At 59.3% G+C, this 548-nt stretch carries 2 protein-coding genes; one reads left to right on the top strand and one right to left on the bottom strand.

Annotation, left to right across the window (positions count from 1 at the left end):
- On the bottom strand, window positions 1-180 hold a 180-nt coding region (locus tag NW858_RS12235), incomplete at its 3' end, for a DnaJ domain-containing protein (RefSeq protein ID WP_414520604.1).
- A 47-nt stretch (window positions 181-227) separates the two neighbouring features.
- On the opposite strand from NW858_RS12235, the gene NW858_RS12230 reads away from it, so the two are divergent.
- Window positions 228-512, top strand: coding sequence for a DUF3082 domain-containing protein (locus tag NW858_RS12230; RefSeq protein WP_414520603.1), 285 nt, complete (start codon window positions 228-230; stop codon window positions 510-512).
- Window positions 513-548 lie beyond the last annotated feature (36 nt).

The raw sequence follows: 548 nt of genomic DNA, 5'->3' as shown, positions 1-548 counted from the left end.
CTCAGCGGCAGCCCGATCTTTTTTGGCCAGGAGGCTGTCGGGGTGGTGGTACTTGCCCAGACGGCGATAGGCAGACTTGATCTCCGCTGCCGTCGCCAGCACCGAAACCCCCAACACTTCGTAGTGGGAAACTGCTTCAGACCCGCTCCCCATCATTTTGTTCTCAGAACAAACGCTCATATTGTACCTGGAGCCTACAATAATGGTGAGTTTTCCGGTGCTGCCCCATGCCGTCCTCCTCCCATCCCCTCAACGCCCTCGTGGGGGCTGCCTTTGCTGCCAGTTTGGGCTATGGGTTCCTACAATTGCTGCTCTCGATGCTGGCCAAGCTGCCGCCAATCGACCTGGAAAGCGGATCCCTGGCGCGGGGGATCAGCATTCTGGTGCGCTACCTGCTGGTGGGATCCGTTTCCCTGATCACCTTCATGTTTGTCATGGTGGGCCTGGGGCTGACAGCCTACTCGCTGCAATTGCTGGGAGAACGGCTGACCTCTTCACGGCACCCGTCCTAGCCGCAGTCGAGGGAGTTGGTTAGCCAGGACCCTGAC

The sequence above is a fragment of the Synechococcus sp. H55.10 genome (assembly GCF_047502715.1).
Lineage (GTDB): Bacteria > Cyanobacteriota > Cyanobacteriia > Thermostichales > Thermostichaceae > Thermostichus.
Note: the sequence above shows the minus strand (reverse complement) of the source record. Positions and strands in the feature narration are given on the sequence as shown.